The following is an 18,562-nucleotide window of genomic DNA, read 5'->3' as shown; positions in this document are numbered from 1 at the left end:
CCCATTTGAAGAAATCCAATCCATGCCGGAGGCGAACCCATGTCGGAAGAACTAGCGATTGCCTACCAGCGCATGCATGCGCTCGGCGTGCAGGCCATGCGCATGCTCCCGAACATCGTGATCGCTGTGCTGGTCTTCTTGCTCTTCTTGCTGATCGCCAGCCAGATGCGCAAAATCGTTCAGCGCATCAACACCAGGAAGTACCACCAGAATCTGGTCATCGTGCTGGGAAGGATGGTGCAGTGGGGACTGATCCTGCTGGGCGTGCTGCTGTCGGTGACCGTGGCGTTCCCCTCCTTCACCCCGGGCAACCTGATCAGCGCGCTCGGCATCACCGGCATTGCCATCGGTTTCGCCTTCAAGGATATTTTCGAGAACTTCCTGGCCGGGATACTAATTCTGGTGACCGAGCCTTTCAAGATCGGCGACCAGATCGTGTTCGGCAGTTTCGAAGGCACGCTCGAGCAGATCGAGGCGCGCGCGACCAAGATGCGCACCTATGACGGCCGCTTGGTCGTGATCCCGAATTCGGAACTGTACAAGGGTTCCTTCATCGTCAATACGGCCTATCCGACCCGGCGCCTTCAATACGACGTCGTGATTGGCAACGGTGACGACATCGCGAGCGCAAAACGAATCATGCTCGACGCCTTGCGCGGGGTGGCCGACGTGGAGCCGGATCCGGTTCCGGACGTCCTCCTGATGGCGTATGCCGACGCCGGCGTCGCGCTGAGGCTGCGCTGGTGGATCAAGCCGCCGCGCCGGTCCGATGCCCTGGCGATCCAGGACCAGGTTCTGGAAAAGGTCAAGGCGGCGCTGACGATGCACGGCATCGACCTGCCCTACCCGACGCACCAAGTGCTGTTCCACGACCAGACCGAAGAAACCGATGGCGACCGGCGCCGCCAGCGCGAGGGCTGGCCGGCGGGCCAGGACGAAGTGCCCCGCCCGGCCCGCTGCGTTGGCGACGAAACCGCCAGGGATAGGCCCCGGAGCGGGGATTGACAGGAACAAGGAGGCATCATGTTTTTCGAGAGCTGGGATGACATTTTCCGGCTAGTGTCGGTCGGCATGCTTGCCTACGTTGGCCTGGTCATCATGCTGCGCATCAGCGGCAATCGCACGCTCTCGAAGATGAATTCCTTCGACCTCGTCGTCACGGTCGCGTTCGGTTCTACCTTGTCGACGATCCTTGTCAACAAGAACGTGACTCTCGCGACAGGCCTGGCGGCGCTCGGTCTGCTGGTCGTTCTGCAGCTGCTGATCACCTGGTGTTCGGTCCGCTCGCCGCTGGCAAGCAGCATCGTCAAGACCGCCCCGACCGTGCTGCTGCTCGATGGCAAACTGCGGCGCGACGCCATGAGGAGAGTGCGCGTCACCGGCGAAGAAGTCATGGCGGCCGTGCGCCAGCAAGGCCAGGGCTCGCTCGGGGACATCGACGCGGTGATTCTCGAAAGCGACGGCAGCCTGTCCGTGATTTCCGCCAAGCGGGCGGGCGACCGCTCCGCTTATTGCGGACTGGTCCGGGCGGGCGGCGATGCAGTCGCAGACTGAAAGGATGAACAATATGTTTGCTGGAACAGCATTGAATGTCGAACAGGCCGTGAGACGTGGTACCGCCTATTGGACGCTGCTCAATCCGGTGGCCGACAAGGAATACCGCATCACGCTTATCGAAAAAGTATCCGCCCAGCACACGGGTGATCCGGTTTTCGAACGCAGCGTGGCAATCAAGAATCAGCCGGACTGACGCTCCGCCGGACGACCATGCGAGACCGCCTCCGTTTCCTCCTCAGCCGCCTGCGCGAACGGCTCTGGATCAAGCCCCTGATCGCTTGCGTGCTGTCGGTCACCGGAGTGCTGCTTGCCCACCTGGCGGACAGCATGGCAGTCGATGCATCCCTGCCAGAAGTGTCACAGGATTCAGTGATCCAGCTCCTGAAGGTAATTGCGGCCAGCATGCTCGGCATTGCCACCTTCGCGGTCGCGTCCATGGTCTCGGCCTATGCGTCGGCAGGCCAGATGGCGACTGCCCGTGCGTTTCCGTTGATCGTCGCCGACGACGTTTCGCAGAACGCCTTGTCGACCTTCGTCGGCGCCTTCATCTTCAGCATCGTCGGCCTGAGCGCCGCCATGAATGGCTACTACGGGCGCGCTGGCCGCTTCACGCTGTTCGTGCTGATGACCGTCGTGCTGGCCGTCGTGGTCCTGACCTTCGTACGTTGGGTCGACCGGATCGCGCGCCTCGGACGTATCGGCTCCATCACCGGCAAGGTGGAAAAGGCCGCAGCGGCAGCCCTCGCGCGGCGGCGCCGTGCTCCTCATCTCGGCGGAACGGCGCCTTGCGGCAAGCCCGAGGGCGAACCGGTCTACAGCAAAAACATAGGCTACCTGCAGCGGATCGATATCGCGCAACTGCAGCGGATCGCCGAAAAGCGCGGCAGCACGATCAGGGTTGCCGTGCTGCCCGGCGCCTATGTGGGTCCGACACGGCCGATCTGCTTCATCGGGCCGGCGCGCGACCAGAAAGGCGAAGCGGACAATGAAGCCTGCGATAAGGCTTTCACCATCGGCGCCCAGCGACAGTTCGACGACGACCCGCGCTTCGGCCTGCTCACGCTATCGGAAATTGCCTGCCGCGCTTTGTCGCCGGGCATTAACGATCCAGGTACGGCGATCAGCGTGCTCGGATCGTTCGAGCGCCTGCTGACCGAGATGCACCAGGCCGAGAAGACCGATCCGGCGATCTGCGACAGGGTTGCGGTGCCGCCGCTGGCGCTGGATGACCTGTTCGACGATGCATTCAACGCCATTGCCCGGGACGGCGCAGGCACCATCGAGGTTGCCATGCGCCTGCAGCGCCATCTTGGCGACCTTGGGCGCTGCGGCCCCGCCATGCGGGCGGCCGCCTGCCGCCATGCCGGCCTGGCCCTGGCGCGCGCCGAACAGGCAATGCACTTTCACCACGACCTGGTCCAGGTTCGCACCCGCCATGCCGAGTACTGGAGCGGCAGCGCCGGGAAAGCCTGACGAAAACTTCTACTTGACTCCTGGGAGCTAACGATGAGCAGCTACAAACGCTTCGCGGCAATGATCCTGTGTTCCACGGTGGTGATGTTCGGGCTGATGTACTTGAATACCTACGAACCAGCGCACGTCCACTTCAGCCAGACCCGTGCCTGGATGGCCCTCGTCATGGGCGCCGCGATGGCCGTCGTCATGCTTGCCTTCATGCTCGGTATGTACCAGGACCGGCAGCGCAACGCCTGGATTTTCATCGGCGCCGCCGTGGTGTTTGCCGTATCGCTGTGGCTGGTCCGCAGCCAGCGTACCGTCGATGACGTTTCCTACATGCGCGCCATGATCCCCCACCACTCGATCGCGATCATGACCAGCGAACGCGCCCGCATCGTCGACCCACGCGTGCGCAAGCTTGCCGACGGTATCGCCGCTACCCAGCGCAAGGAGATCGCCGAGATGGAGGCCCTGATCGCGGACATCGAGCGCAATGGTCCGCAGCGGTGAATGTCATCCGGCGCAGCGGACCACCTTCCGCACCAGCCTTTCCACGGTCAGGCCCTGCACCAGCACCGAGAACACGACGACGATATAGGTGATCGTCACCAGCACGTCACGTTCCGGTCCGGCCGGCAGGGACAGGGCAAGCGCGACCGAAATACCGCCGCGCAAACCGCCCCAGGTCAGCACCTGCCAGGCGCCGTCCGGGAGGCCCGAGCGCCTTCCCGCCAGCGCCACGGGCAAGCCCGCGGTCAGCAAGCGGGCCCCAAGCGTGACAGCGATTGCTGTCAGTCCTGCCACCAGCAGCGGCACGGAAAATGGCAGCACCAGCGCCTCGAAGCCGATCAGCACGAACAACACCGCATTGAGCATTGAATCGAGGAGCTCCCAGAACTGGTCGACGTGTTCGCGGGTCACGTCGGACATGGCCTGCCTGCGACCCATGTTGCCGATCAGGATTCCGGCCGCGACCATCGCCAGCGGTCCCGACACATGCAGGACATGCGCCAGGCTGTAGCCGCCGATGACCGTCGCTACGGTCACCAGCACTTCTTCCTGGTAGCTGTCTATGCTCTTGAGCATCCGGTAGGCGAGGTAGCCCAGCACGATGCCGTACACGATGCCGCCTCCGGCTTCCCGGACCATCAGCGCGATCGTCTCTTTCACTCCGGGAACGGCATGACGCGATGCCGTCACCGTCATGAAGGTAAAGATGACAATGCCGACGCCATCGTTGAAAAGCGATTCGCCAGAGATCACGGTTTCGAGATTGGCTGGCGCGCCGACCTTGCGCAGCAGACCGGTGACCGAAATCGGGTCGGTTGGCGCGATCAGGGCGCCGAATACCATGCAGTACACCAGCGGCAGGTGCAAGCCGGCCAGCGGCAGCAACACGTAGAGACCAAAACCGACCGCCAGGGCGGCGGCGATGGTGCCAATGATCGCCAGCAGGCCGACCTGCCAGCGGTAGCTCGCCAGGCGCGCCAGGTCGACCTGCAGCGCGCCGGCAAACAGCAGTAAGCTAAGCATGCCTTCCATCAGGATTTCCGAGAAATCGATGGCCCCGAAGAGCTCGGTGGCATAGTCCCGTGGCAGTCCCACGCCCAGGTAGTCGAGGCACATGGCGGAAGCGGACAGCATCAGTGCCGCCGCCATCACCCCTATGGTAGAAGGTAGCCTCAGGTAGCGCGCGTTGAGCCACGCAATGACGGCCGTGACCCCCAAAAATACAGGCACTGCTTCAGGCATGTTTTTCTATTCCTTTGCTGACCGCCAGTGAGACTGCGTAACGGGCGCCTGTTCGACGCCCCAATTCGGATTGGTAATCAAATAAGGAGAGTATATGGGAACCGAGGTGCCTCGCTGCCCGATGGAGTGCATGATGTGCAAGGCCCGCCTGCATGGTGTGAATCGCCACGACTTCGGTAGATAGTCGTTCATGCTCCGCAAACGCCCTTCGATAGCCTTGAACGTCCTCTGCAGCGGCCTGCCAGGCCGCTAACAATGCGTCCACAAACCAATCCCGTTAATGCGGAATTTAGTTTACCGAAGAGCAGGCACGTAAAAACGAAGCGGGCCTCCAATGAGGCCCGAATGTTTATTATTTGGAGGCGAGGACGGGAGTCGAACCCGTCTAGACGGCTTTGCAGGCCGTTTCTCATCCTTATAAATCAAACACTTAGTTGAAAACCACACTTTTGCACCACATGAGTTCGCTAATGCTAGCCTTCAAACGGACCAGTCGCCCTGCCCCTCACTCAACCGCGAAGACGCATCGATACTGTGGCAAGGCTTAGTGGACTGAAAACTCGATATGGCTGTTGCTGAAGCCGAATGTGCGCAGGCTGCCCGCCACCGTCAGGTTTACGGTGTTGGCCTGGTCGGGCAGGAAGTCGGTCATCACGGCATCGTGGATGAACTCGACCCTGGCGCTGGGCGTCTGCACCACTTCCTGGTACACCATGACGCTCTGGGCGTCAGCCGTCATGCCGACCCAGTTCAGGGACAGGCGGCGCTTGTCCTTGTCCGCCAGCCAGAACTGTTTTTTGACGTATTCGCGGAACACGGCCTGGTCCTCGGGATCGGACAGGTCGAACTGGCGCTGGTACAGGTTGGTCAGCAGCGCTTCGACGTCGTGCGTCATATAGGTGTGTACGAGCTCAAGGCTGCCGGTACGCTCGTTGTAGCTGATGTCGGTGATCCCGGCGTGGAAATTATGTGCCAGCAGCGGCCCCGGCGCCAGTGCGCAGAAGCCGACCAGGACGATCACACTCACGCACTGCTTGATAAAGCGTTTGAGACTCATTCGGCCTTCCTGCCTGCTTGGATGGACTGCTCGGCATCCTTCACGACTTCTTTGGTATCCCTCTTGTCGCTCTTCTGAACAGTTCGAAGTGCGATTGCGATCCCGGAAAAGGCGGTGACGCGGGATTTCATGTGCATACTGGGGATGGCATTTTGGTAGGGTGGGCAAAAGCGTGCCCACGCATGTTGCTCGTATCCGCGTGGGCACGGGGTGCTCACCCTACGGTTATTTTGCTACGGATTTTTCTTCTTCCTTAGTCTTCAGCTTCTCGTTGTAGTCCTTCATCATGTCGTCGCCGCTACCACGCTGCGACTTGAATAGCTCGAGACGCGACGGGGTCGCCTTGCGCGGCCAGGCGTTGTCGCTCTGGTCGACGTCGGCGGTTTCCCAGTACGGGTCCTGCACCAGGCTTGTGATCGGCTCGTCAGTAATGATCAGCTTCGTGATTTTTTTAGGGTTGTAGCGCCACACTTCGGCCGGCACGCGTTCGACGTACTTCTTGCCTGATGCCAGGGTAATTTCCAAAATCAGTGGGGTCACCAGGCCACCCTTGTTGGTGAAGTCGACGAGGTACAGGTGCTTGCCTTCCTTCAGCAGCGCCTTTTCCCAATCCTCCAGGCCTTCGACCGTTTCGTTGTACTTGTGGCGGTCCTTGTTCGTGACCGTGAATTCGTCGTGCTCGTTGTAGAAGTCCTTCAGCTCCGGGTGCGAGTCCAGGCGGCGCGGCAGCGTGCCCTTATTGCGCTGGTCGGTGATCGAGACCGGTTCCTCGTCGTGGCGTGCACGCTTCCAGGCCTTCTCGATTTCCGGGTCCTTGGTGCCGATGGTGTATTCGCTGATGCCGTCCACGCTCACGTCCACGTGGTCGGTGGTGTAGAACCAGCCACGCCAGAACCAGTCGAGGTCCGTGCCCGACGCGTCTTCCATGGTGCGGAAGAAGTCGGCTGGGGTCGGGCGCTTGAACTTCCAGCGGCGCGCGTATTCCTTGAAGGCGAAGTCGAACAGCTCACGGCCCAGTACCGTTTCGCGCAGGATGTTCAGCGCTGCGGTCGGCTTGTCGTAGGCGTTCGGACCCAACGCCGTGATCGACTCGGAGTTGGTCATGATCGGCTGCTGGATTGCGCTCTTCATGTAGTCGACGATCGCACGCGGTTCGCCGCGCGACCGCGGGTAGTTCTCTTCCCAGGCCTGTTCGGCCAGGTACTGCACGAAGCTGTTGATGCCTTCGTCCATCCAGGCCCACTGGCGCTCGTCGGAGTTGACGATCATCGGGAAGTAATTGTGGCCGACTTCGTGGATCACGATGCCGATCAGGCTGTACTTGGCGTTCTTCGAATAGGTGATCTCGCCGGTTTTTTTGTCCTTGGTCGGACGCGGCGCATTGAACGAGATCATTGGGTATTCCATACCGCCGCCGACGTCGAAATTGACCGAGATGGCGACCGGGTAGGGATAGTCGAAGGAGTACTTGCTGTACTGTTCTAGCGTGTGCATGACCGCGTGGGTCGAATATTTGCCCCACAATGGATTGCCCTCCTTCGGGTAAAAGGACATGGCCAGGGCGTCGGTACCATCCTTCTTGTAGCCCTGCGCGTCCCAGATGAACTTGCGGCTCGAGGCAAAGGCGAAGTCGCGCACGTTTTTCGCGCGGAAGCGCCAAGTGCGGGTATCCGTGGCGCGTGTCTTTTCCTTGGCTTCGGCCTCAGCCTGGCTCACGATCAGCACCGGCTGTTTTGCTGTGCGGGCCTGCTTCAGACGCTCGCGCTGGGCCGGGGTGAGCACCGCGTCCGGATTCTGCAGCTCGCCGGTCGCGGCCACAATGTGGTCGGACGGGACGGTCAGCTCGACGTCGTAGTCGCCGAATTCCAGCGTGAACTCGCCGGCGCCCAGGAACTGCTTGTGCTGCCAGCCGTGGGCGTCGTAGTAGGCGGCCATGCGCGGGAACCACTGGGCAATTGCGAACAGATCGTTCTTGTCGTCAAAGCTTTCGTAGCCAGAGCGGCCGTGCACGACTTTCTGGTTGTTGATGTTGTAGTGCCATTCGACCGCGAACGACAGCTTCGCGCCCGGCTTCATCGGCTGCGGCAGGTCGATGCGCATCATGGTGCCATTGATAACGTAGCGCAGCGGCGCGCCGCCCGCATCCTTCAGCGCGGTGATGTTGAAGCCTCCGTCGAACAAGCGCGATTCCAGCATCGTGCGCATCCCGTCGAACTTCACGCCCGTCTCCGGCGTCCCTTTTTCCCAGGCTTGGCGCGACATTACCGTTGCCGAGGTACGCCCGTTCGAGTTCGGCTTGAACAGGTTCTGGTCGAGCTGGAGCCACAGGTAGTTCAGCGTGTCCGGCGAGTTGTTGTGGTAGGTGATGGTCTCGCTGCCGGTGATTGCGTGATTGGCTTCGTCCAGCTTGGCGCGGATTTTGTAGTCGGCGCGTTGCTGCCAGTAGGCGTGACCAGGGCCCCCCGAAGCGGTGCGGGTATCGGTGGGCGTGGGCAGCAGTTCGTCAAGCTGGCGGAACTTATCGTCGAATTGCTGGGCGGAGGCGACGCCGGCGAAGGCGATCAGGGTCAGGGTAGGTAGGGCCCGCAGGAGGCCGGCAGGCAGGCGTTTCAGGTTCATGTCTCGGTTTGTATGTATATGTATCGGGTCTCGAAATGCAGAGTGGGCACGCCTTGTCCACGCATGGGGTCGGCACATGGCTAACGTCACGCGTGGGTACGGGGTGCCCACTCTATTGGGGTGCTGCTTTACTTGCTTACTACTGCTTCGCTGCCTTGGCCGGCAGCTGCTTTAACTTCCGGCTTGGCGTCCTTGGCGCCCGACCTGACGAAGACGAGTCCTGCGCGTTGGCTTCGGTCGCTCGTCATCGATCTGGAAGATCACGACGCGACTCTGTCACATTGCAAGTCCAATGTCGCCTTCAAGCACCGACGTCTTCAGCCGCGGGCGCGCTCCGCTCTTCCACAGCGCCGCTGTGTGCACGACCCGGTACCTGATGTCGCCCCCATCCGGCCTTTCACTGCGCGTGACCGGGCGTGGAATGCAGACGAATTCGGTGCGCATTTCATCGGCCGACAACCGTACCTTTGAATAACCGTGCCCGCCGAGATCGATGAATTCGAGGTGCGGCGCCAGATCGGGATTCGACAGCGACCGTGCGCGCTCGAGGTCGAAATTTTTTGCGTAGTCCAGGCATGAACGGACGCCATGCTTGAGCAGCAGGTTATGGGTCCAGTCCGGCTTTGTGCCTCCCTCCTTATCCGCAAGGAACAGCGCGCGCAAGGGCGCATTCTTTGGAAGCTTGTGCTCATAGGCCTCCATGGTGCCGGCACTGGTAAGCGACCCGCCGACGAAGCTCAAGCCGACCGGATCGAACTTGCCGGGCGGAAGTTCGGCACTTGCGTATCCGGCCCAGAAGCTGTGACGGTCCCCCGAGACGATCGCGAAGCCTGTGATGTTCGCATCGCGTACAAGCTGGTAGATTTCAGCGCGTTCCGCCCAGGCCGAGCCGTAATCATAGGCACTCAGCGCCGCATAGGTATGCGGCGGCCACGGCTCTTTGGTCAGGCCGGGAGGCAGGTTCTGCGGGTCGGCACGAGAATCGAGTGCACCCATCGAATTACCCCAAATTTTCCACGTCGCCTTCGATGTCTGCAGCTTGTCCTTGAACCATGCCTTCTGCTCCATTCCCAGGATCGTTTGCGGCGGCGCATTGCGTTGCGGATTGGGCACCTCGACACCATTGTGGCTGACGACCGCAGGAGGATTGCCACCGTTATAGGCGCGCCCACCGTCCAGGATCTGCATCATCGGCTCCGGCAACATGCCCATGTACTCCTTACCGAACAGTTTATTGAGCGAGGGATCGCCGAAGGAGTCCGCGCTCCGATAGCTATGCTGGTCGGTGATGATCAGGTCCAGGTGCCGGCCATAGCGCAGCGCCCGGTAGCCCTTGAGGCTGTTGATTGCCGCCAGATTGTTCGCTTCCATCCCTAGCCCATGCTCATCGAACTCCTTGATCGGCACGTTGCTGACGGCGGGCGGATCGAACCGTTCGAGCGGACGGCTCCCGCGCGTGACGCGCGCGGGAAGATACTCGAACCAGGCCTGATTGGCCGCCACCTTGACGCTCTGTCCAGGCTGCTCGAACGCGCCCACCTTGAGGACACCCTGCCAGCCCTGGAACGAGAATTCGTGGTTGTCCCACATGGCGACGAACGGCCAGCGCGCGCGCGCGTCCTGGAGGTCGGGATCAAGAAGATAGCCCTTGTAGATCGCGCGGTAGCCATCGACGGTTAGCGGGATGTGGAAGTTGCCGATCTTGTGACCGTCCGGGATGCGCGCCACCTCATAGATCGTGCGATCGTAGCGGGTCTTTACTTCCTCCGGGTACTGGACCATCTCGTAGATGAAATCGCCCAGGTGCAGGACGAAGCCGAGCTGTTCGGCGGCAGGCGCACGTTCGTCTTCGTAGATCATCCTGCGGTAGGCATTCAGCTTGCCCTCATTGAGATGCTGGCAGCTCACGAATGCGAAGTTCACCGGGCGCGGATCATTGGGCAAGGGTGCGGTGATCGTGCGGCCGACCCGGCTGCCGTTGCCGTCGGCATCAAGGAACCGGTACCAGTAGACGCGCGCCGGACTGAGACCGCCAAGCAGCACGCGCGCGGTCCAGTCCTCGCTGCTCGCAACCGGCACCTTGGCCTGCGCGATGACGCGGTGGAATGCCTCGTCTTCCGCTACCTCGACAGTCAAGACCTGGCGCGCTTCCCCGTCAAACGGACGCCGGGTCCAGAGAATGACACTGTGCGGGTCGGGATCGCCCGAGGCGACGCCTTGCGGATACAGATCACGCCGTTCATGCCATCGCACACGCGAAGCCCGGGCCGGGCCGACCCATGCCAGAGAAGCGCCAATTGCAGCGGCAGCTTTGAGAAAGGATCGACGGCTTGTCGTCATTGTTTTTCACTCCGTTTAGTTTTGGGACTAGCGCAGCCTCCGAATTCGGTCGCGGACATGCGTTACATCACGCGTAAATTCCGACAGTACCCGAAAGGGTTTGCGCAAATAATAACAGGCGCTGCCGCGCCCGCGAATTATACGAACCAACCGCGTTCGCCGCTGGCTCCAGACAGGCGGCTGCGCAGCGCAGCATTAATTAGCGTCTGGTAGCCGGTGCCATAGCGTTTCGCCAATGCCCGGAAATGGTCGAGAATTTCGTCGTCCAAGTAGATCGTGATTCGAGTCTTGCGTCGGGCCACCGGGTGATGGTGCGCCATGGCGGCGCTATCGTTGTCGCTATCGTTGCCGCTATTGTTGTCGCTGCTGTATGGTGCAAAATCCATCTCGTCTCCTTCGATTTATTCCAACTACGTGTGTGTAGTCGGAGATGCAGCACTATACGTTTTACTAGTGCTGCCATACGTGCGGCGCGACGAGTTGCATAAAATACGTATCCAAGCTGCAAAAAAATGCGTTGAGTTGTATACGCCCCTCAGGTAAGCCGAGGGGCATCGATCAGACAGCGTCCGAAATGGGCCCATGCGGGCCCTTCGGTCAGAACGCCTGGTTGTAACGCACGTAGATAAAGCGGTCGATCGGCAGGTTAGCGTCAACGCGCGACGCCGAGGCAGCGCCGAGGATGGTGCTGCGAGGCTGCTTGTCGAACACGTTGTTAGCGCCGACCATGATCTGGCCCTTCCACGGGGTCTTGTAGGCGACACTCAGGTCGTTGTAGACCATCGCGCCCATCTGGTTGTAGCCAGTACCCCAGTTGGCCTGGCCGGTCGGGTTGGTGCACTCGATCGGGGTGCTCACATCATGGCTGTAGCACTGGTCGCGCAGCGGGCTGAAGTAACGCGCAGTCCACGAAGCGCTCCATTTCCCCAGGGTCCAGTCCAGCGTCAGGTTCGACTTGATGCGGTAGTAAGCGGCGACGCCGCCCGCGTCATATTCGCCGACCTGGTTGACCCATTCGGCATCGTTGGTCGCCTTCGTACGCAGCTTGCTGACGAAGGTCGAGTCCGAACGCAGGCCGAACTGGCCGTACCGCGTGGCCGGGAAGCGGTAGTTCAAGGACAGATCCACGCCTGCGGTCTCCAGGCCACCGGCGTTGACGTTGCCGTGCGACAGGCTGTTGATCTGGCCAGTGACCGGATCGCGTTTGATCGCGTCGCAGTACGACTGAATGCCTTGGACGTAGCAGTAGTTGGCCGTCTGGTTCGCGCTCACACCCGTGATCAGGTTGCTGATCTTGATGTGGTACCAGTCCAGCGACCCGGACAGGCCGGGCAGGAACGACGGACTGTACACGAAGCCGAAGGTCGTGGTCTTGGCGCGCTCCGGCTGCAGCGAGTTGTTACCCAGGCCGGAGATGAACGGCACGATGCCCTGAGTGCCATCGGTGCTGGTGACAGGCGTGCCGGTCTGGTCGATCTGGCGGAAGCCCGGACGGGCACCGGCTGCGGTGCAGCGGGCATCGACGCCCGCGGTGCCGCGCTGGCCGAACTTGCTGTCGCACGGGTCCATGATGTCGTCGAACGATTGCGCGCCGCCACCGAAGGTGTCGCCGACGGCCGGGGCGCGGAAGCCCTGCGCGTAGGTGCCGCGGACCAGCAGGTCGCGGACCGGCTTCCACATGAAGCTGCCCTTGCTGTTGTTGGTGGCGCCGAAGTTGCTGTAGTCCGAGTGGCGGGTGGCCAGGTCGAAGCTCAGCAGCTGGGCCAGCGGCGCGTTCTTCAGGACCGGCATGTTGACCTCAAGGTAGGCTTCCTTGACCGTATAGCGGCCGTGGGTCGGGTTGCCGGCCAGGTTGCTCGAGTAGCCGGACTGCTCGAACTGTCCCGGCTGGTCGTCGCCCCTTACGTCGCGGCGCTCCAGGCCCGCGGCGACGCCGAGGGCGCCGGCCGGCAGCTGGTAGACTTCGCCGCTGAGGTTGGCGGTGGCGCTGTTGATGGTGCTGCCATAGGTCGCCTGGCCAGTCGACATCACGTAGTTCAGCACCTGCGCATTGGAGGCCGACGGGCCGCCGACGATGTTCCATGGCGTGCATTCCTGTAGCGAGATCGGGGCTGCCGGCGTGCCGCACTGAACCACGCCCTGGGAGTTCAGAAACGACGGGCCGAGCGCTTTCTTCAGGTTCAGCAGGTTCAGGTTGCCGCTCGAGTAGATGTAGCCGTCCTGCGCGCTGTGGTTGTAGCCGACGTCCCAGTTCCACGCCAGGCCGCGCATCGTGAAATTCCCGGACAGGGTCGAATCGACGTGGAAGGTGCGGTTCTGGTTATCGGTCACGCGCGGCACTTCGGCGGTGCGGCGGAGAAAGTACAGGTCCTGGCCGAACGGGTTGTAGTAGCTGTTTTTGTCGATGTAGACCTTGTAGCCCGGCTGGGTTTCGCTGGTTAGCGGTTGACCGGCGATCTGGGTGCTCGATTTGCGCTGCGAATACATTGCTGTCGTGGTCAGCTGCATGTCGTACGGCAGGTCAACGGTGCCCTTCGTGAACAGTGTGTCCAGCTTGTTCGGCATTTGAAACATCATGTCCAGCGCCGTGTTGTACTTGTCGTCGATGCTGGTCGACTTGTTGTGGTAGTTGGTCGGATTGCGCGGATCGGCACCGACGCCACCAGGGTGGTTCAGCACGCGTTCCCAGCCACCCGCGTCCGGGTCGTTGTTTTGCCCCCCGGTGAGGGGTTCGACCGGGCTGATGTCCCCAAACTGGCCCATGCCCCAGCCTGCGGTCGGGTGGTTGATGCCGCGCGGATAGCGGGTGATGTCGCGCTTGGACGGCCACACGACGCCCTGCTCGGTGTGCGACAGGCCGATCATCAGGCGGCCCATGTCATTGCTGGCGCCGTAGGACAGCGAGAAATCCTTGCTGCGGCCATCGCCTTTCTGATTCGCCCCGGTGTACAGGCTCAACTGGGCGCCGTCCAGCTTCTTCTTCAGGATGATGTTGACCACACCGGCAATCGCGTCGGAACCGTAAATCGAAGAGGCGCCGTCCTTCAGCACTTCGACCCGCTCGATCATCGCCGACGGCACGGTCGACAGGTCGGTGTAACCGTTGACGGTCTGGGTCCAGCGTTTGCCGTCGACGAGCACCAGCAGGCGGTTCGAGCCGAGGTTACGCAGGGTAATGTACTGGCCGCCATTTTCGATATTCGAGGTCAGCGAGCCGCCGCGGCTGAACTCGGGCGTGCCGGCCGAGGACAGCTGGGTAAGAATGTCGCCCACGGTGACCAGGCCCGTCTTCTGAATCTGTTCCTGGGTCATCACTTGGACCGGCTGCGCCGTTTCCCTGTCGACTTGGCGGATGCGCGAGCCGGTCACCTCAACGCGTTGCATCGACGCGTCCTGGCCCTCCTGCGCGTACACCGCCTGCATGCCAAATGCCATACCTCCGAGGCAGATCATGCGAATCGATCGGGACAAAACTTTCTCCATCATTTTCTTATTCTCCTGTGTTGAATGCGGCTGGGCGTGGAAACAGCCGGCCGCAAGGTGCCGTATATGCAGCAATCTTGAACGAAAGCCCCATGCTTTCTTTCAAGCCGGCAATGGGATCACCTGTGTATTTTTAGGGTCAAATAAAAAAATGTATTTTTTTGTATTTGTTGTATATTGCGTTTTTTATCCTTTTGAAGTGATCTTTAGGGAAGAATTTAGTCGATAATTAGTGTATAATAGGATACATATCCTATGCAGATACATATACCTGGCGCAGAAGGATAAGACGATTCGCGGGACAGCGGATCGCAAAGCGGTTTAGCTTCTTTGCGGGATTTTTTCGTATTAATAATCGGAGAATTTCTGGTCCTGCCGCCAACTCCGCAATCGGTCGGACGTTAGCCTGCAGTCAACTAACCGACCAGCATTGGCGCCATCACAGCCCAAGTTATACATATAATATATACAATCTGTAATAGTCATTCTTCTTTTGAATCATTAAAATCGGAGGCACTACAACAACTGGAGGAGAAAGACCGTCATGAAACGATTCACGCTGAGCGCGCTGACCCTGGCACTGACCGCCGCATTCGCCCACGCCGCCGAAGGATCGGCCAAGAACACAGCCGCACACGGCGGCCAGACGCTGGCATCCGGCATCGCCACCCAATATGTCGATCCGTCCGTGCGCGCCCAAGACGACTTCTTCGGGCACCTGAACGGCAAGTGGCTCAAGACCGTCGAGATCCCGGCCGATAAGTCGAGCTGGGGCTCGTTCATGGAATTGCGCGAGAATACCCAGCCGCAACTGCGCGCCATCATCGAGCAAGCTGCCGCCCAGCATGCCGCCATGGCCACCGACGAACAGCGCATCGGCGACTTCTACATCAGCTTCATGGACGAGGCGCGCCTTGAGCAGCTGGGCGTGACCCCGCTGAACGCTGAACTGGCGAAGATCGCCGCAATCAAGGACAAGTCCGAGCTGCCGGCGATGTTCGCGCACATGAGCAAGCTGGGCGTGAGCACCCCATACGGTTTCGGCATCCACCTGGACAACAAGGACTCCACCAGGTACGTCGCCGACATCGGCCAGGGCGGATTGGGCATGCCGGACCGCGACTACTACCTGAAGGCCGACGATGCCAAGCTGTCCGACACACGCGCCAAGTACCTGGCCCATGTCGAGAAAATGCTGGCCATGGCCGGCGACAAGGATGCAGCGGACAATGCGAAAGCGATCGTGGCGCTAGAAACCGAGATCGCGCGCGCCCAGTGGACCAAGGTGGAGCTGCGCGATCCGGTCAAGGCCTACAACAAGATCGACTTGACCAAGCTGGGCGACGTGGCCCCGGGTTGGGACTGGAACACCTGGCTGAAGGACACCGGTATCGCAGGCAAGGTGAGCTACCTGATCGTCAGCCAGCCGACCTACCTGAAAGGCTTCGCCGAAATCGCGGCGAAGACTCCGCTGGATACCTGGAAAGCCTACCTGCAGGCTCACCTGATCGACAGCTACGCCAACTACCTGAACAAGGCCTTCGTCGACGAACACTTCGCCTTCTACAGGAAGACCCTGTCGGGCGTGGCGGAGATGGAACCGCGCTGGAAACGCGGCGTCGGCGCGGTCGATGGCGCGATGGGCGAATCGGTCGGCAAGCTGTACGTCGCCGAGCACTTTCCAGCCGAGCGCAAGGCGCGCATCGAAGGGCTGGTGCACAACCTGCTGGCCGCGATGAAGCAGGACATCGGCACGCTCGACTGGATGAGCCCCGCGACCAAGAAGGAAGCACAGGTCAAGCTGTCCAAGTTCACCGTCAAGGTCGGCTACCCGAACCAATGGAAGGACTATTCCAGGCTCGTGGTCGACAAGGATGACCTGGTCGGCAACGTGGTGCGTGCGCGCGCCGTGCATTACGACCGCGAACTGAACAAGCTGGGCAAGCCGATCGACCGCGCCGAGTGGGAAATGACGCCGCAGACCGTCAACGCCTACTACGATCCGGAATACAACGAGATCGTGTTCCCGGCCGCAATCCTGCAGCCGCCGTTCTTCGACGCCAACGCGGACGACGCCGTGAACTACGGCGGCATCGGCAGCGTGATCGGCCACGAGATCAGCCACGGCTTCGACGACCAGGGCGCGCAGTACGACGGCGACGGCAACCTGCGTGACTGGTGGACCGCGGCCGACCACAAGAAATTCGACGCCAAGACCCGCGCCCTGGTTGCGCAGTACGATGCCTTCGAGGCGGTACCGGGCTACCACGTGAACGGATCGCTGACGCTGGGCGAGAACATTGGCGACAACTCGGGCCTGGCAATCGCGTATAAAGCCTACCATTTGTCGCTGCATGGGCAAAAAGCGCCGGTAATCGACGGCCTGACTGGCGACCAGCGCTTCTACATGGGCTTCGGACAGGTATGGCGTTCGAAGATGCGCGACGCGATGCAGGTCATGTTGATCAAGACCGATCCGCACTCGCCGGGCCAGTTCCGCGCCAACGGCACCGTCAAGAACCAGCCTGGCTTCTACGACGCGTTCGGCGTCAAGCCGGGCGACAGGATGTACCTGGCGCCGAAGGATCGGGTGACCATCTGGTAAACGCTGCTACCGGAAGCTGGCAAGGCCGCGTCCCCATGCGGCCTCCTCACGCCGGGCACTCTATTCGGGGCCCGGCGCGGTTGCCGCCCTTTGATTTCGCCACTCAGACGCCGACGCCTTCGCCGCCGCCGCCCTCGAATCCCAGGCGACGGTAAGCCGGTTACTTCCCTGGTGTCACGCCGCCTATTCACTGGAAGAGGCCAGGCAATGGTTGCAGGCCTGCGAGCGCAACCTGGAGGCTGCCGCCGCCTACAGCATGGGCATCTTCTCGGAAGATGGCGAACTGCTCCTGGGCGGCATCGGTATCAACCAGATCAACCGCGAGCACAACTTCGCCCAGGTCGGCTACTGGATCCGGCAGTCGCAGCAGGGCCGGGGCATCGCACCGCGCGCGCTCGGGATGATTGCCGGCTTCGGCTTCAAGGTACTCGGCCTGACGCGCCTGGAAATCATGGTCCAGGACGGCAACCACGGCAGCCGGCGTGTCGCCGAAAAGGCTGGCGCCACCTTCGACGGCCTGCTGAAGAACCGCCTGATGGTACGCGGGACGCCGTGCGCGGATGCCATGTATTCGCTCACACCCGGCGACATGATACCGACGGCGGCTTGACGGGCGGTCTGCATTTCGGGCCGCCCCGTAGCCTCTTCGTCACAAGCGCCACAGAGACGGCAGTTTGCGGATTTCCGAAACGGTCAATGCGATATAGGCGGTAGCGCTGTGCGTTCCACTGCCTCATCGTGTGGCTGCGATGCTTTTCATGTCATCGATTGGCATTCTTGAGCTGAAACTTCCAGAAGCACGCTTTGCACCTTGCCCAGGCATGGCCGGGCAGTCCATCAGCCGTTGCAACATGGTCGGCATCAGGACGCGGGTGGCAAACAACACCATGCCATCGATGAAGATGGGGAACAGGCCGGTAACGTAGTTCGGGTCAAGCAGCATCCGCAGCGCGCCGATCGCGAACGGCAGCGTGACGAAGCCGAACGTGTCGAACTTCACGCGCCGCGCCGGCAGGGGTAGCGTGGATGTAGCGTCAGATGCCGTAGGACGCGATTGCGCCGATCGGCACGTTAACGAAGACCACCCGGCGCCAGTTATATGCATGGGATGCATCGCCCGTCGTGACGAATGACGACCTCTAAAGCAAATAGCCCGTTCCAGCGCGCGCGGCAGCAATCGCGTCCACTACGCGAAAGAGGCCGTTCACCCCGCGCTTTTCACGCTTCAACCGTTTCACGGTAGCGCGGCGCGCGCACTTATTACACTGCAATCGTTCGCCAAATCATCGCAAGTGACCCGGCGAGATGGAAAGTCCGTGGATCGGCAGTCCGCATGCGGCTTCGGTCCGTTCTCAAAATCGACAAAAAGGATTTGAACCTTTGCGCCTGGAGTTCAGCAACAGCGATTTGGCGTACGACGTGAAGGTGAGTACGTCGGCTCACTGATCGCATGAACCTGTCCGCGCCGGGATCTTAACCGCTGGCTACGGAAAGTCCGCATGGGCCCCGGCGTACAAGTGCCAAATAATATTTTTAGTGCCACTGGTCGCGCTGCCATTAAATGGGGCTGTTGAATCTTTCATTCCTCCACGAGCCTTATTTCTGAGGACCTGAGTGGTCGCGCATCCGGATCGCTGCCATGCGTGGCCTATCCAAAACTACCGAAACTTTCGCCTGAGCCTTGCGAACGC

The 18,562-nt window shown here is 61.1% G+C and carries 14 protein-coding genes and 1 pseudogene; 7 read left to right on the top strand and 8 right to left on the bottom strand.

Going from position 1 to position 18,562, the window contains the following annotated elements; genetic code table 11:
- Nucleotides 1–39: 39 nt before the first annotated feature.
- From AC3A6M_RS04420 to AC3A6M_RS04400, 5 genes are read left to right on the top strand one after another with little or no spacing between them, the layout of a single operon-like run.
- On the top strand, nucleotides 40–1,005 hold the full coding sequence (locus tag AC3A6M_RS04420) for a mechanosensitive ion channel family protein (RefSeq protein ID WP_487851510.1): 966 nt from the start codon (nucleotides 40–42) through the stop codon (nucleotides 1,003–1,005).
- Between the two features lie 18 nt (nucleotides 1,006–1,023).
- The gene (locus AC3A6M_RS04415) at nucleotides 1,024–1,554 is read left to right on the top strand and encodes a DUF421 domain-containing protein (protein ID WP_487851509.1); all 531 of its coding nucleotides are present in this window, start codon (nucleotides 1,024–1,026) and stop codon (nucleotides 1,552–1,554) included.
- 4 nt (nucleotides 1,555–1,558) lie between these two features.
- On the top strand, nucleotides 1,559–1,750 hold the full coding sequence (locus AC3A6M_RS04410; protein ID WP_487851508.1) for a hypothetical protein: 192 nt from the start codon (nucleotides 1,559–1,561) through the stop codon (nucleotides 1,748–1,750).
- A gap of 17 nt (nucleotides 1,751–1,767) precedes the next feature.
- Complete coding sequence (locus AC3A6M_RS04405) at nucleotides 1,768–3,030, top strand: DUF2254 domain-containing protein (protein WP_487851507.1); 1,263 nt, start codon at nucleotides 1,768–1,770, stop codon at nucleotides 3,028–3,030.
- A gap of 33 nt (nucleotides 3,031–3,063) precedes the next feature.
- The gene (locus tag AC3A6M_RS04400; protein ID WP_487851506.1) at nucleotides 3,064–3,525 is read left to right on the top strand and encodes a DUF305 domain-containing protein; all 462 of its coding nucleotides are present in this window, start codon (nucleotides 3,064–3,066) and stop codon (nucleotides 3,523–3,525) included.
- Nucleotides 3,526–3,528: 3 nt separating this feature from the next.
- Here AC3A6M_RS04400 and AC3A6M_RS04395 read toward each other — a convergent pair whose 3' ends face one another.
- The 7 genes from AC3A6M_RS04395 to AC3A6M_RS04365 all read right to left on the bottom strand — a co-directional run bounded on the left by AC3A6M_RS04395 (nucleotide 3,529) and on the right by AC3A6M_RS04365 (nucleotide 14,167).
- Nucleotides 3,529–4,767, bottom strand: a complete 1,239-nt coding sequence (locus AC3A6M_RS04395) for a cation:proton antiporter (protein ID WP_487851505.1) — start codon at nucleotides 4,765–4,767, stop codon at nucleotides 3,529–3,531.
- 544 nt (nucleotides 4,768–5,311) lie between these two features.
- Nucleotides 5,312–5,824 (bottom strand): DUF6702 family protein, encoded by a 513-nt coding sequence (locus AC3A6M_RS04390; protein ID WP_487851504.1) that lies wholly within the window; start codon nucleotides 5,822–5,824, stop codon nucleotides 5,312–5,314.
- The gene (locus tag AC3A6M_RS04385; protein WP_487851503.1) at nucleotides 5,821–5,955 is read right to left on the bottom strand and encodes a hypothetical protein; all 135 of its coding nucleotides are present in this window, start codon (nucleotides 5,953–5,955) and stop codon (nucleotides 5,821–5,823) included. Before AC3A6M_RS04385 ends, AC3A6M_RS04390 begins: the two co-directional genes overlap by 4 nt.
- A 94-nt stretch (nucleotides 5,956–6,049) precedes the next feature.
- Nucleotides 6,050–8,443: a M1 family metallopeptidase gene (locus AC3A6M_RS04380; protein WP_487851502.1), complete on the bottom strand. Its 2,394-nt coding sequence runs from the start codon at nucleotides 8,441–8,443 to the stop codon at nucleotides 6,050–6,052.
- Nucleotides 8,444–8,719: 276 nt separating this feature from the next.
- A complete protein-coding gene (locus AC3A6M_RS04375; protein WP_487851501.1) occupies nucleotides 8,720–10,783 on the bottom strand; it encodes an alkaline phosphatase D family protein in 2,064 nt (687 codons plus the stop codon).
- A gap of 137 nt (nucleotides 10,784–10,920) precedes the next feature.
- Nucleotides 10,921–11,169 carry a BrnA antitoxin family protein gene (locus AC3A6M_RS04370; protein WP_487851500.1) on the bottom strand — a complete coding sequence of 83 codons (249 nt, stop codon included), beginning with the start codon at nucleotides 11,167–11,169 and terminating at the stop codon, nucleotides 10,921–10,923.
- Between the two features lie 211 nt (nucleotides 11,170–11,380).
- On the bottom strand, nucleotides 11,381–14,167 hold the full coding sequence (locus AC3A6M_RS04365) for a TonB-dependent receptor plug domain-containing protein (protein WP_487851499.1): 2,787 nt from the start codon (nucleotides 14,165–14,167) through the stop codon (nucleotides 11,381–11,383).
- A gap of 643 nt (nucleotides 14,168–14,810) precedes the next feature.
- On the opposite strand from AC3A6M_RS04365, the gene AC3A6M_RS04360 reads away from it, so the two are divergent.
- Entirely contained in the window at nucleotides 14,811–16,871 is a 2,061-nt protein-coding gene (locus tag AC3A6M_RS04360; RefSeq protein ID WP_487851498.1) for a M13 family metallopeptidase, read from the top strand.
- Nucleotides 16,872–16,980: 109 nt separating this feature from the next.
- A pseudogene (locus AC3A6M_RS04355) lies at nucleotides 16,981–17,481 on the top strand (GNAT family N-acetyltransferase); the annotation flags it as partial.
- A 123-nt stretch (nucleotides 17,482–17,604) separates the two neighbouring features.
- On the opposite strand, the gene AC3A6M_RS04350 reads toward AC3A6M_RS04355, so the two are convergent.
- Complete coding sequence (locus AC3A6M_RS04350) at nucleotides 17,605–17,871, bottom strand: hypothetical protein (RefSeq protein ID WP_487851497.1); 267 nt, start codon at nucleotides 17,869–17,871, stop codon at nucleotides 17,605–17,607.
- Nucleotides 17,872–18,562 lie beyond the last annotated feature (691 nt).

Source organism: Telluria sp. Soil_C_11 (assembly GCF_057657395.1).
Note: the sequence above shows the minus strand (reverse complement) of the source record. Positions and strands in the feature narration are given on the sequence as shown.